Below are 13,202 nucleotides of genomic sequence, written 5' to 3'. Positions count from 1 at the left end.
CACCAACAATTCTCTTCTAGATGCTGTCGAGATGCAGAAAAGATTGACAAAACACGCCTGGCCACTTTTGACAAAACCTCGGCGTGTCGCTGGAGCCCGCTAATCTTCGCTACATAACCGCAGGTAGCGAGCCTATTCGTCGGGTCGGAACCGTCAGTGTCCGCTCATCAAGTCACGGTTCCGCAGGAGATACCAGCGAACTTGGCGCTCGGCGGCGGAACGAGAGCTCAGACCGGCTCTGCGCCATTGTGTTCATCTGAGTCGGATGGGGTCTCGGCCGCACCGTCCAAGTAGATGTCGGCACAGATCCCGGCAGGCTCACCGCCTCACTTAACACGAACCCCCGTTGCGGCTACACCCGCCGGGTCACGGCTGAAACACGTCATCCCAATCCTGTTTGGCGCCTTGCGAATAGCCGTCTTGAACGTCGGCCTGTAGCGGATAGGAGATCGGCTGGTAGGGATCGCGGTGCCAATCGTATTCGGCCGATATCGCCGCGTTTTCGGCGACTGCACGGCCGGCCAGCCGCGATACCAGGTAGAAGCCGAGATCGGTGCCGGCCGAGACTCCGGCAGAGGAGACGTATTTGCCGGCATCGACCCACCGCGCCACGTTGTCCCAGAGCACTCCCGGCCCGTGCTGGGCCACCCACGCGAAACTGGCATGGTTGGTGGCGGCGGGCAAGCCATCAAGGAAGCCGCACTTCGCCAGAACAGCCGCGCCGGTGCAGACGGACGCCATGATGCCCACTTCCTTGTTCATGGCGCGCATCCATTTGAGCACCGCCCGGTCGTTGAGCAGCGCCTCGGTTCCCCCGCCGCCGGGCACCATCAGGACGTCGAGCGGCTCCTCGAGCGCCTGCGTGAAGTCCCAGTCCGGCATGGCCGACGGACCATTCATGCTCTTCACCGCCGCTACATGCTTGGCGATCAGCACGGTCTCGAACGGGTATCGCAGCTTCGAGAAATAACCCTGGCCGGGGAAGCGCGCAATGGCAAAGGCTTCGGCAAAGCCGAAAACGTCGATCGGCTCGAAACCGTCAAAGACCAGGATGCCGATCCGCTGAGTTGGGGGAAGCTTTATTTTCTGCGCCATCCGATTCCTCCAAGTTATTAAGCTCTGCCCTGATCGGCCGTGTTCGCCCGCGATGCTGGTAGCACCGGAAATCCCGTGACCATCGTTGAGACTGTTGAGAGTTCGGTCTTCACCCGATGGCGAGAGCCGCCCGGGATGCGCTCGGCCGCGATCATGGCGGCCGCCCGGACAACGTTGGTTACGCCTGAGGGGACACGGATCGCCCACATGGGCAGGGTCGGCGACGACAGGCGCTCTGCTGCGATCCACGCACCGGCGATGGCCATCGCGGCAAGATGCCAGCTGCCAACGACAAACGGCAGCGCCATCAACGCCCAGCAGGAGCCCACGCACCGGATCCCGTGACGGGTCCCGAATCGCAGCGCGCTGAAGTCCGCGGCATGGCCGAAGGCGGCCAGCGCCGGATGACTGTGGCTGCGGTTGAGCCACAGCTGTTTTGCCGGTGAGAACTGCCAGATTGCAGCCGCGACAACCGTCAAACCGGTCAGCCACCAATGATCGACGCCCTGGTTGCCGGCGACCCACAAGGCCATCGCCGGTATCGCGCACGCGATGGTCCAGATCGTGGTGTATGCGACCAAGAAGAGCCCGGTCGATCGCAGACGGCGTCGAACGAAACTTCTGGTCCGGATGTGCGCGATCGGCATCGTCAGTAGCGGGAACATCATCGCGACCACCATCAGCACCGACATCGCCAGCACCGCCACGATCGCCGGAAGGTCGATGACCCCGGGATGGGCCATTTGCATCGTCGACATGTCAGCGCTGGACATGTCCATCGCGGCGTCGGGCGTCCGATGGTGCATCGTGGCGTGGCTAAGACCGGTCACCGATCCGACGGCGAGTCCAATCCACGCCAGCCCGGCGACCGCCCAGAGTGACCGCCGGATCCGTTGTCGTTCGCGCGCAGCCCTCGTGGCCATGACCGGTCACTGGCTCTGCGTGTACAGGCTGAGCCGACCTACCTTGACGTCTGACTCGGCGTCGAGTTCAGCGACCGGAACGACCCGGACTGACAATTCATTCAGCTTGTTGTCGGAGAGGTTCAGATCCTCCACGATGTCGGTGATGTCGAGGACGGCGGTCAGCCCGTCGTTCGCGGTGCCACCGCCTGCTATGCCCTGCGGAGCCGCCCCAAATAGAGCCACGCTGCCCGCGGCCTGTTCGTCGACACCGCCAGGGCCGCCGACGTATACCCGGAGGATCGCGCCGTCGCGGGCTGCGGTGACGTTCTCGAGATTCAGGTAGACGCGCTCGGGCTGCGGTTCTGCCTCAGCGCCGTGCGAACGCAGCTTGCGGCGGGGTGCTACATCGGGCGACGTTAGGTGAAGCGTGGTGGTGGACTCCCGTCCGACGATATTCATCGAGCCACGGGTGGCGCCAATGAGTTTCGCCTCACCCGGTGATGTCGACTCAGACATGGCCATCTCCCGTCCTCGCACGCGGCGTTGGTCGGGGGTCGGTCGCGCCCGCATCCGTCGCCGACTTAGCTGTGTGGTTCTATCATCCTCGTAGTCGTCGTAGCCGTAATTGAGGGACCCCAGGTCGCTCATCTGCGCCGGTGTGTAGAGCCATTGGGTCGGGTCCTGGCCGGGGGTAGTGGCCGGGACGGGCATCGCAAACGCGGGGCCACCCGCGGGGGCAGGCCCTTTCGGCCACGACGTATCGCCGCCTGGGTCGGTATGGGTCGTTGAGTTGCGTCGCCAGACTTCCCAGAGGCGATCGATATTGGCGTGGTGCAGGTAAAAGATCGGATCAAGCCCGGCGGTGTCCGGGTCGCTCATCAGACCCGGCGTGCGTATCCCCCCAACAAGCACATGGATCAAATCATGCGGGTTTGACTCGACGTTTCCGTGCGTACCCCCGCCGTGGTTCGTAACGCCCGTATCTGCGCCACCGAAACCTTGGCCGCCACCGGCCGAGCCGGCGAAAAACGGATCATCGAGTGCGTCGAGGCTGATTTGGTCGAGGGGAATCACGACGTCACCGTCGCCGTTAGGACCGTAGCGGTACGTCTCATACAGCGGATTGTCGTCGCCATCGGGCCATGTGGTGCTCGCGAACGCCGGCGGGATTGCCTGTTGCCCCGAAGCGAAGTAGTTCCAGTAGGGCAACGTCCAGTCGGCCGGGCCGTTGAGTGCGACGATCTCCGCGCGTATCGCCTGCTCGAACGCGATCAGGTACCCGCGATGCCAGGGCAGGAAGTACCAGCTACCGTGCCAGCACTGCCACCAGTAGAGGTCCAGTTCCGTCGTGGTGGGCGGGGAATCTTGTTTGGCGTCGTAATATCCGAACCCGCCCCACTTTGTTGGCTCGAACCCGTGAATCGCTGCGAAGAACCGCCAGCTCAGCGGATCGGCGAGAGGCCTTCTTTTCATCGCGGCAACCCCGCGCGCATACCACAGAAGCGCGTCCGGCCAGTCGCCGCTACCGAGCCCCCACACGTTTCGCCGCACCATCGACGAGCCGGTCATGATGTTCCTCCTTGGGTTGTCCGAACGAAAACCTAACTGCGCGCCAGGCGCCCATCGGGGCGGCCGTAGACGACATACGCCAACCATGTGGGATCGCCGTCCGCCCGGCACTTCTGCCGGGCCACCGTGGCGGCATCGGCCACCGTGCGTCCCGCCACGAGCTGGCCGTAAAACACCTCGGTGAACCGGCGCGCCGGCTCGTCGACCACCGACCAGAGTGTGCTGACGAAGATGCCCGCGCCCGCCTTCAAGAACCCCTCGGCGAAGCCGCCCGTCCTGGTCAGCTGATAGCCGCTACGCCCGACCTGGCAGGCGTTGAGGAACACCAGTGGCCGATTGCCGCTGTCCTTACGCAAATCGCCGTATTGCTCGACCAGGATCGCGGTGAGCGGCACCGGAACCCAGCGACCGCCCTCCTGGCGGACCGTGACCACCAGCCCGGCGTTCGCGATGTCGGTGAGATCAGCCGTCCCGTGCCCGGCGAAGTGGAACAGATCAAACTGGCCGGGTTTTTCCAACAGATCCATCACCGCGTCGACGTCAGCGTTCACCAGCGTCGCATCGAATGTCTCGTTGACGAACTTGTACTCGTTGACCGGCTCGCTGAGCTGCCAGCCCGATGCAGCCGGGTAGGAGGGGGCCAGGACCCTCGCACGACCAGTGGCGACGTTCACTTGCCGCGGAGGATATTTCGCCCCGTCTATCCAGCGCACCAGTCCCATGCTGGCCAGGAACCGCTCTTCGCTGGGCAGCTTTCCGTTGGGTTGTTTCAGATGCACAACTTCCCAGGGGATGAATGGGTCGATGCTGTTGAGTTGGATTTGTTTGATCGTGTCCCGGTTGTCCCACAGCAATTTTTGGATGGGCTCGGGAATGAGCTCATCGAAGAGTTGGCCACCATAGGCGCGCAATGCCTTGTTGAAGCGCTCAGCGTCGGACGCGCTGGCGCCCCAGTCCTTTTCGATCTGACCGTACAGCGCGGTGACGTAGGCCAGCCGGTCACCGGCAATGGGCGGTGTTTCGAAAGAGTCCTCGAAGTCGAGGCGCTCCGACACGTAGCGCACGTCGAAGCGGGTCTGCACGACCTTGCCGTCGGCCACGATGGTGCTCTGGTCGATGATCATCTGATCACAGGCAGTGGCATCGGGCATCGGTGGTATCGGCGCGCCGACGCTGGCGCGCTGCGGACCGGCGACCGGAGTCCGACCCCGTTTGTCGACGACCACCACGTCGAGAACCATCTTGACTAGATCCACTGGGCCTTGACCAGCGATAACCAGCAGCTGGCCGGGACCGGCCTGCACGCCAGTGATTTTGAAGGTCAGTGTCCGCGGCTCACCGGCATGCGGCGGATCCACGGAGGCCGACTTTTCGCCCACCACGGCAAGATTCACCCGGGGAACCAGGTTGACGGTGATGCGCTTGACCGCATCGATGGTGGCTTTCTCCAGTTGAGTGTTGGCCCCTGCGGCATTCTCGAGTGCTTCCAGCGAGATCTCGACGAGCACCAGTGACTCCTCCGTCGTGCTGATCACCTCGTCGGTCTCGGCACGAAAGTAGGCCTGCGCCGGGGGCGGCGGGGCAGGCTCTGGCGGGGGAGGCGGCACGGCAGGCTCTGGCGGCGGTTCGCGGCGCGCGGTTCGCGGCGCCACGCCGCGCGTCCGGATGGGCGTGCGCGGCCCTCCGCCAAGGTCATCCAGCCCGAAGTCCAGATCGGGTCTGCTCAGTCCAACGTGAAAGTCGGACGTGCTCGGCCCGACGTCATAGTCGGGTCCACCGACATCATCGCCGGCAGCAGGCGCAACCCCGATCGGGGAACCGTCGAACAGGACGACGGTGCGCGAGGTCCACGGTGCCTGCTCGTCCGGCTCGATCGGCTCGATGCCGCGGATGGTCATCGTGGTCGGCGACGGGGCGAGGGATTCCAGCAGCCCGCTTTGCCGCAGGCTCAGCCCCGGAGCGGCGTCCTCGCTCAGGGACAGAAACTCGTTCGACGTCAAGGCATAGTGGCTGAGTTTGCCCTTCGGATTGGACATCCGGATGACCGCGAAGTCCGGCTTGGACGCGCGCACCCGCGGCCTGAGCACATCTATCGGCGCATCTGCGTCAATGACCGCGAAATTCGTGTCCACGTCGCTCGGCAGGTCCACCACGGTCTGCCCGACCACCGGCGACGTGTCGCCGCCCACTTCGCCCACATCGGGCCCTGGCGCCTGTGCAAGCAGCCAGCCCCCGATCGATCGCAGCACCTCCGAAGAGACAAAGTAGGCGCCGTGGTAGGTGACGGAGTTCTCGCCCAGCGCTAACGACTGGCGCACCGCACCGGGCACGCCCGGGTCGATCGACGTCATCGATGACACGTCGACTACGAAATCGTTGGCATCACCGATCAACTGCTTGACGAATCCGTCGCCGATCAGCCGGAGCAGTTTGACCGGCAGCTCCTGGGGTCCGGACAGGCCGTCAACTTCAAAGTCGGAGGACACCGTGTAGTACGCCGTCGAAGGTTCCCGCCCGCTGGGCGGCGGCTGGTTGATCGCGGTGATGAAGGTGCCGCCCGGCACCATCGCGCCCAGCCCGGGCACCCGCTGCTCATCGGCCGCTTCGCTCACCAGCGCCTTAACCAGAATCGCCACGGCCTGCAACGATTCACGCAACGCGGTGCTCACCGACGCCGCGGTTAGCCCGGCCAGCGCCAGGATCCGGCAGGCGGACACGCCGAGGTTGGTGTACAAGTCGACGAGGGTGGACCAATTCTTCGGATTCGCCAGCGAGGTGCCAGCGTTCGGGCCGGCCACCATCACGGCATTCTTCACGGCAAATTCGTCCTGCGATGTCAGCAGCTGTTCGACGAGGCTGCGCAGGACCAGTGCGCCACGGCTGTGAGTGACCACGTCGACGTCCATGCCGTGCTGGATCGGCAGTGTGCCTAGCTCCGCCAGCAGCTGCTCAGCGTTCTCCAGCGGGTCCTCACTGAGTGTTCGGTGGTCAAAGCCCAGCACGAGATCGTAGGCCTGGAGCGCATTTTCGAGGAGTTGTCGACCGTCGTGGGTGGCGGCCAGCGAGGCGAATCCCCCGCGGGTCGAACTAAACGTGCCGTGCACGAACAGCAGCACCCGCGGCCGCTGATCGGTTGGCAACGTCAGTTCGGCACGATCGGGACGTTTGATCCAGGCCGACGGATCCGGGCCCGTGATTTTCACCAGGCCGGTTTCCACCGAGCGCTCCAACCGTTTCACCAACTGGCCCGCCACAACCCGGGCCGCGAACTTGAACACAATAGTGGTGATTGGTTTGAACAGCGCATCGCTGATCACTCCGCGCCGTGCTCCCCCGCCGCCTGCCGGCGCGTCGGTCTCCACGTCCAGGTCGACGGTGAAGCTCACCACCGTGGGAGTGGGCGCAGCACGCCGAGCGGCCGACGGGGTCTCCCTGCTGCCGATGACCCAGGAGTAGTAGCCGTCGCTTTCCACCAGCACCACCGCGTCCTCGTCGCGGTCGACTTCCACCCGCAGTTCCGCCGACGGCGAAGGTGCCTGCCCGCGCGCCCGGCGGCGTCCGGGCGCCGGAACCGCAGCAGTATCGACCACCAACGGGACCACGTCTACGAGTGTGAGATCGGCCGCCTCGCTGACGATACCGGCGACATAGTCGGGCGCCACGAGGTCAGCGGGCTCCCCGCCACCAGGGGAACCGCCCCGCGTACGACCGCGGGGCGGGTCCTCGGCCACGGAAACGTACTCGGGCAGGTTAAGAACCACACCGTTGCGCTGAATCGTCGCCATGACCTCAGACCCCCCTTTTTTCACTTGCCCGCCGTTAATTAAACGGGATGGCCACCGGTCATCGAGGCTTTTGGCCATCACCGAATGTCCCAAATCCCGCGCCTTGCCCCGGGCATCCATACCGGCTAACTGAAGCGCGTCGAGATCTTGACGATCCGGTGTTGATGGCCAAGGCCTTGTTTTGCGCTGCATCGGCATCGGCACCGGAGCCGGTGCCCCGTCGCCGAGGCGCCACCGCCACCGTGGCGGACGCAAAGGGGCGTCCGCCGCTAACGGACACTCGGCTAGGGATCTCTCAATGGGTGAGAAGCGCTGACGAAGAACGCCAGCCGGCTCGTGCCAACTTCACGTCAGTGCGGCGGCGGGCTGTCGAGCAGGGTGATGAGACGCCGCCCCAGTCCTGCGGCCTCATCGGCCTGTGTTTGAGTCAGCTCCGAATTGAAGGTGGCGCCAGTAACGATGTCAGCCTCGTCGGCGAACAGGTTTTGGAAGCGGATGTAAACATCGCGAACGGCGGGGTCGATCACCTTGCCCGACGATCCGATCAGCGGGTTGGACGTGTCGGCCGCAATGTTTTTCGCTTCGGTGAGGCGCGCCGCGATCTGGGACAGTTCGTCGCGCGCGGGTTGACTGGCGGGCGGGATCTCCCCGGCGGGAGGCGTGGCTCTGCGCCGCCGGCGCGGCGATGGGGTGCCGTCGTCGCCGCGGAATGGCTCCTTGGCCAGGATGGTGTCGAGAAATATGGGCAGGTCCTGGCGTTTGGCGCCGAACGGCACCACTGTGATGTGTTCGTCGGGCTGGTGCTCGGCTTCTGCTGTCGTGACTTCGCCGCTGCGCACGAGTCGGTAGTGCGCATATTCGCTTCCCGGGTAGCTGCGCAGCCAGTTGCGCAGCGCAGTGAAGTTGGGGTCGCGCAGCCCGGCGCCGAATCCGCAGAAGACCGCCGTCTTGCCCCACACCATCATCCGCAAAAACTCCGCGGCATGTTGATCGCCAAGGACATCGGCGTAGGACGATGATCCGAACACCACGGATACCGGATCGTTCCAATGGCCATGCACGTGGATGATCGCCTGGTCGTCGCCGCGGTAAACGCGTTGAATCATGGTGTTGTCCCGCCAGGTGACGACGGGCCATCCGGTCGCTTCCGCGGGTATGTCGTCGTAATTCGTGGTCGCGATGAGCGAACCGCGGCTTGCGTAGCGTTTGATCACATCTGTCAGAGCGGTGTCGTTGATGTGAAGTGAGCCCGCGGTTTCGCGCAGCCAACGGCGGTAGTTTGGGCCGGTGCGTCCGCCCATCCCGCTGGTCGCTTTTTCCGCTGCGGCGATCAGGTCGTCGTCGTAGGGACTGGCGGCGTCGGCCTTGGCCCGGTCCGCCCATGGCTGGTCGCGGCTGCCGAGCTCGACGCAGCGGTCGATGGCATTGTTCACCAGTCCCTGCCACATGCTGAGCGGGTTACCTTTGGTTGCGGCCGCGGACAAACCCGCACCGAGGACCAGCACCAGCTGCCCGTTGGAGAGCTCGTTGCGGATCGCATTGACAGCTGAGGCGACGCCGTTCGCGTTCATCGGTTATTCGCTGGCATCAACGCCCGTCCGGGCTGAGGTTCGATGGTGACGACATGTGGCTGCAGTGTAGGGAATTGGGCGGACGTCGCTCACCGGTATGACGAAGTCTTTTTCTCCGGCGCTTCGCCAACGACATCGTTGAGCCGATCAAGCTTGATGGGCGAGGGTAAATCGAAGATGTCCCGACGCAAGCCTTCACAGACGAGGAACCTCAGGGATGCGCGACGGTATGTGGGCAATGTTGGTTCAGTGGATGAAAAAACAAAAATGTGGTTGTGCGACAGTAGATTTCGAGGCACAGCATCTAGCCCACGCAACGACGCCTCCACGGGAGAACATAACTGTTGCTACTGCCGCATCTCGACAGCTGTAGGCTCTCACAATCCGTGTCCACTCGCGATGCGCTGAACTGCACCGATGCGGGTCGTCTCATGTGGTGTCCACATCGGTTTGTCTCACTGAGGTGTTCTTTTTTTCCGGCCCCTGTGCCGTCGCGAACCACCTTTGCGACAGAAGAAATAGTCGGCCTGGGCGCTATGCGAGACTGTTTCGACGAAGTGACTGGAGGGATGTATATGTCGGGCTGGACGAGGGGAAGCCGCTTCGCCGCGCTGAAGGCAGCCGGAGTGGCTTCGATATTGGGCTGGGTGCTGGTACTGGGTACGGGTCCCGCGCTGGCGGATCCGGCTCCCGGCGATCCAGGGATTCCCGCAGGCCCCGGCGCGGGGCAGGACCCGACGCCGTTCACTGGTAACGCGCCATTCGGGCCGCCAAGGATTGTTCCTACCAACGGCTCGACGGTGGGTGTGGCCCAGCCGATCATCATCAACTTCCCAGGGCTCGTCGATGACGCCGGTGCAGCCGAAGGCGCCGTCCACGTCTCTTCGGTCCCGCCGGTTCCCGGCAAGTTCTACTGGATGACGCCCACGCAGCTGCGCTGGCGCCCGCTGAACTTCTGGCCCGCGCACACCGCGGTGACCGTCGATGCGGGTGGCACCGTATCCAGCTTCCAAACAGGAGACACCCTGGTGGCCACGGCCGACGACGCCACGCACCAACTGATCGTCACCCGCAACGGGGCCGTGGAGAAGACCATTCCCATGTCGATGGGGATGGCAGCCGGCGGCCACCAAACCCCAAACGGCACCTACTACGTCCAACAGAAGATGCCCTCGGTAGTCATGGATTCCTCGACCTACGGCGTTCCGGTCAGCTCGGCGTACGGATACAAGACAACGGTCGAGCTAGCCGTCCGTTTCGATGACAGCGGCGACTTCGTACACAGCGCTCCATGGTCAGTCGATGACCAGGGCAAGCGCGACGTCAGTCATGGCTGCATCAACATCAGCCCTACCAACGCGAAATGGTTCTTCGACAACTTCAACGCCGGTGATCCCATTGTGGTGACCAACTCCAGCGGCGGCACCTACTCCAGGCACGACGGCTCCAACGACTGGCAAAGCTAGCTCGCGGCGCTTCGAGACGAGGAGTGGATGGTTGCAAAGCAGACAACTCTCCAAGGAACTCGACCCCAACGACTTCCCGCTCCTGCTCACCGCTGTCCAAGCGGTCGCCGACCTCACCAGCGAAACCAACCCCCAGGCATGGAGGCGCATCGCCGAGCTACTGCTGCGCTCAATGGCCACCCCGCGCACAGACACCCCGCTGACCACTCCAGCGCTCACCCAGACCGAAACCCGAGCCACGGTGGAAACTCGGACCCGCGAAGTATCACGCCGATGAGTCCAGACTGATCTCTCTTTGTCGAGATGCAGCATAGATTGACAAGACGCGCCCGCCTACTTTGACGAAATTCGGGCGTGCCGCGGAGGCTCGCTAATGTTCGCTGCAAAACACCAGCTCAGACCGTTCTGCACCGACATCCCCTCGCAGCGACGGTCACTATTCACCGCACGCTGCTGCGCCTGCCTGCTTCCTGCGTAGCTTCGTACCGGGCTGTGGATGTCCGGCCGCCTTCGTGCATGCGATTGCTACCAGCGGGCGGGCGCAGGGGTGTCCATGGTTAGGGGGCGTTGGTAGGACAGGTCAGTGTGGTCGCGGGTGCCGAGGAGGTAGCCCTTGTCTGTAAAGAAAGGTGATTGCAGTACACGGGCGTCGGCGATGAACATTCCTTCGACTGTGGAGCGGCGAACTGCGATGCGCCACTGGTCATCTCGGTGTTCGAGGCGGTCGATGTAGCGGCCGGTTATGAACTGAGCGGTTTTGGTGTCGGCGCCGATGAGGACGACGATGACGTAGCTTTCGGCGTGGGCGGTGTCGCCGTCGATGTCGCAGGTGTGAGTGGTGATGTTGTGCAGGTGAACCCGCGACGTTTCAGCGTGGGTGGCGTTGGCCCAGGCGCCGTATTCCGGGCCGGCGTTGATGGAGTGGCCGTGTTCGTCGACTCCGTCGGGGTGGTAGGCGGAGGTGATGAGGTCGATGTCGTGGCGGTCGCATCCGCGTGCGTGCCCGGCGATGCAGTCCAGGATGGCCGTGCGGTCCATGAGGTAGCGGACGTCGTGTTGCAGCGCTTCGATGTCGGTCATGGCGTTCACAGGGTCTCCTGGCTCGGTGGATGATCCGTTGCGCTATACATGGTTTCGCGTTCTCGGAGCCCAGCCGCGCATCACTGTACAACTGTACAGCATGGGTGGGTGTCAGAATAGTGCTGTTCGGTAGGACAGCGAGGAGATGATGGCTGCTTCGTCGCGGCGGGTCGGCGCCGAAACTTCCAAGACGCGCGATGCGCTGTTGGGGTGCGTGGAGAAGTTGATGCTCGAGGAGGGCTACGCGAGCGTCAGCTACCGCTCGCTGGCGACGAGCGCGGGAGTGACCCCGAGTCTGGTGCAGTACTACTTCCCAAGTCTTGACGACATCTTCGTCGCCGCCATCCGCCGTTACGCCGAACGCAACCTGGCTGTGTTGGAGAAGGCGCTGGCGACGCGGACTGAGGACCCGTTGCGGGCGTTGTGGGAGTACAGCGGGGACGAAGCCACCAGCGCGTTGATGACCGAGTTCATGGCGTTGGGTAATCACCGCAAGTCCATCCGTGCTGAGATCGCTGAGGTGACGGAGCGGGTGCGCGCGGTGCAGTTGAAAGCGTTGACGGCGAAGTTCGGCGCGAAGACCCCCCCCGATGGCCAGTTATCGCTTCCGGCAATGCTTCTCATGCTCACCGGGTTCCCGAAGTTCCTGAACCTGGAGGAAAGCGTCGGCGTCACGACCGCCCACAAGGAGGTGGTGCGCGCCTTTGAGGCTTACCTTGATCGGGTAGAGCCGCCGGTTACGCCGCGGCGGCGTAAGCCATCTCGACGCGCCTCGGCCAAGAAAACGTAGCGCGTTTCAGTCAGGAGCACTGAAGCAGGGCACGGGCCTGAGGTTGGGTCAACGCATGACGTGGGGGTATTGCGTGTGTGGGTGGACGTCGAACATGTCGCGGTAGGACGGGGGTTGGCGGCCGCCCTCGTCGGTGATGCCGTACAGCGATGCGAGTTCGGCGCCGATGAGTGTTTTGCCGCTGACGTCGGCCAGCTCGGGGTCGTTGTAGAGCGCCCAGATGACGTGGCCGGTGAGGTCGGGGGTTTCGGCGGTGTCGAGGACGTGTCCGAGTTTGTCGGGGTTGCGGGCGATGATGCGTTTGACGCGTTCGGTGAGTAGTGAACCCATCCAGATGGAGACGGTGGAGATCCCGAATTCTTTGAAGTCGAAGGCCATGTCGGCGGCCATTTTGTCGACGGCGGCTTTGGGTACGCCGTAGGCGGGGCCGAAGTTGTAGTGCACCGCTCCTGAGGATGAGGTGAAGACCACCAGGCCTTTGCGGTGCGGGAGCATCAGGGGTGCGGCGTACACGGTGGCGACGTAGCTGCTGCGCACCCCGACGGCCAGGGTGTCCATGACGGTGAGGGGTTCTTCCCAGAATTTGGTGCGGCCCATCATTTCGTCGCGGACGATGGCGGCGTTGTTGACCAGGATGTCGAGTTGTTCGTGGTCGCGGGCGACGAGGTCGAATAGGGCTCGGGTCTGTTCGTCGTCGCGCTGATCGACGCGCATGGCGATGCCGTGACCTCCGGCAGCAGTGACTGCGGCGGCGGCGTCGTCGATGGTGCCCGATGCCGCGGATTCGCTGGTGCTGTCGGTGCGCCCGGTGACGTAGACGGTGCAGCCGTGGCTGCCCAGGGCGCGCGCGATGCCCAGGCCGGCGCCGCGGCTGGCGCCGGTCACGACCGCGACGGGTGTGTCGCTCGACATGGGGCTTCTCTCCTGTGTGGGTCGTGCGC

At 64.0% G+C, this 13,202-nt stretch carries 10 protein-coding genes; 3 read left to right on the top strand and 7 right to left on the bottom strand.

Annotated elements, in window-relative coordinates; translation table 11 throughout:
- Positions 1-366 precede the first annotated feature (366 nt).
- From VKI00_RS09230 to VKI00_RS09210, 5 genes are all read right to left on the bottom strand, one after another.
- The gene (locus VKI00_RS09230) at positions 367-1,095 is read right to left on the bottom strand and encodes a DJ-1/PfpI family protein (RefSeq protein WP_324436918.1); all 729 of its coding nucleotides are present in this window, start codon (positions 1,093-1,095) and stop codon (positions 367-369) included.
- 17 nt (positions 1,096-1,112) lie between these two features.
- Positions 1,113-2,018 (bottom strand): DUF2182 domain-containing protein, encoded by a 906-nt coding sequence (locus VKI00_RS09225; RefSeq protein WP_324436916.1) that lies wholly within the window; start codon positions 2,016-2,018, stop codon positions 1,113-1,115.
- Positions 2,019-2,024: 6 nt separating this feature from the next.
- A complete protein-coding gene (locus VKI00_RS09220) occupies positions 2,025-3,569 on the bottom strand; it encodes a tyrosinase family protein (protein ID WP_324436914.1) in 1,545 nt (514 codons plus the stop codon).
- A 32-nt stretch (positions 3,570-3,601) separates the two neighbouring features.
- Positions 3,602-7,354: a DUF7379 domain-containing protein gene (locus VKI00_RS09215; protein WP_324436913.1), complete on the bottom strand. Its 3,753-nt coding sequence runs from the start codon at positions 7,352-7,354 to the stop codon at positions 3,602-3,604.
- A 350-nt stretch (positions 7,355-7,704) separates the two neighbouring features.
- Complete coding sequence (locus tag VKI00_RS09210) at positions 7,705-8,925, bottom strand: SIR2 family protein (protein ID WP_324436911.1); 1,221 nt, start codon at positions 8,923-8,925, stop codon at positions 7,705-7,707.
- Positions 8,926-9,500: 575 nt separating this feature from the next.
- Here VKI00_RS09210 and VKI00_RS09205 point away from each other — a divergent pair.
- Both VKI00_RS09205 and VKI00_RS09200 read left to right on the top strand, forming a co-directional pair.
- Positions 9,501-10,391: a L,D-transpeptidase gene (locus VKI00_RS09205; RefSeq protein ID WP_324436909.1), complete on the top strand. Its 891-nt coding sequence runs from the start codon at positions 9,501-9,503 to the stop codon at positions 10,389-10,391.
- Between the two features lie 31 nt (positions 10,392-10,422).
- Positions 10,423-10,668, top strand: a complete 246-nt coding sequence (locus VKI00_RS09200; protein WP_324436907.1) for a hypothetical protein — start codon at positions 10,423-10,425, stop codon at positions 10,666-10,668.
- Positions 10,669-10,916: 248 nt separating this feature from the next.
- Here VKI00_RS09200 and VKI00_RS09195 read toward each other — a convergent pair whose 3' ends face one another.
- Positions 10,917-11,471, bottom strand: a complete 555-nt coding sequence (locus VKI00_RS09195) for a nuclear transport factor 2 family protein (protein ID WP_324437014.1) — start codon at positions 11,469-11,471, stop codon at positions 10,917-10,919.
- Positions 11,472-11,619: 148 nt separating this feature from the next.
- On the opposite strand from VKI00_RS09195, the gene VKI00_RS09190 reads away from it, so the two are divergent.
- Positions 11,620-12,261 carry a TetR/AcrR family transcriptional regulator gene (locus tag VKI00_RS09190; RefSeq protein ID WP_324437012.1) on the top strand — a complete coding sequence of 214 codons (642 nt, stop codon included), beginning with the start codon at positions 11,620-11,622 and terminating at the stop codon, positions 12,259-12,261.
- A gap of 48 nt (positions 12,262-12,309) precedes the next feature.
- Here VKI00_RS09190 and VKI00_RS09185 read toward each other — a convergent pair whose 3' ends face one another.
- Entirely contained in the window at positions 12,310-13,173 is an 864-nt protein-coding gene (locus VKI00_RS09185) for an SDR family NAD(P)-dependent oxidoreductase (RefSeq protein ID WP_324436905.1), read from the bottom strand.
- Positions 13,174-13,202: the final 29 nt, after the last annotated feature.

It is taken from the genome of Mycobacterium sp. (assembly GCF_035314665.1).
Lineage (GTDB): Bacteria > Actinomycetota > Actinomycetes > Mycobacteriales > Mycobacteriaceae > Mycobacterium.
The sequence above is the reverse complement of the archived record's forward strand: the minus strand, read 5'-3'. Positions and strand labels throughout refer to the sequence as shown.

What these genes read in the sequence shown, in the direction of transcription:
- VKI00_RS09230 (WP_324436918.1), bottom strand. Translation starts at nt 1,095, where the DNA reads ATGGCGCAGAAAATAAAGCTTCCCCCAACTCAGCGGATCGGCATCCTG.
- VKI00_RS09225 (WP_324436916.1), bottom strand. Translation starts at nt 2,018, where the DNA reads ATGGCCACGAGGGCTGCGCGCGAACGACAACGGATCCGGCGGTCACTC.
- VKI00_RS09220 (WP_324436914.1), bottom strand. Translation starts at nt 3,569, where the DNA reads ATGACCGGCTCGTCGATGGTGCGGCGAAACGTGTGGGGGCTCGGTAGC.
- VKI00_RS09215 (WP_324436913.1), bottom strand. Translation starts at nt 7,354, where the DNA reads ATGGCGACGATTCAGCGCAACGGTGTGGTTCTTAACCTGCCCGAGTAC.
- VKI00_RS09210 (WP_324436911.1), bottom strand. Translation starts at nt 8,925, where the DNA reads ATGAACGCGAACGGCGTCGCCTCAGCTGTCAATGCGATCCGCAACGAG.
- VKI00_RS09205 (WP_324436909.1), top strand. Translation starts at nt 9,501, where the DNA reads ATGTCGGGCTGGACGAGGGGAAGCCGCTTCGCCGCGCTGAAGGCAGCC.
- VKI00_RS09195 (WP_324437014.1), bottom strand. Translation starts at nt 11,471, where the DNA reads ATGACCGACATCGAAGCGCTGCAACACGACGTCCGCTACCTCATGGAC.
- VKI00_RS09190 (WP_324437012.1), top strand. Translation starts at nt 11,620, where the DNA reads ATGGCTGCTTCGTCGCGGCGGGTCGGCGCCGAAACTTCCAAGACGCGC.
- VKI00_RS09185 (WP_324436905.1), bottom strand. Translation starts at nt 13,173, where the DNA reads ATGTCGAGCGACACACCCGTCGCGGTCGTGACCGGCGCCAGCCGCGGC.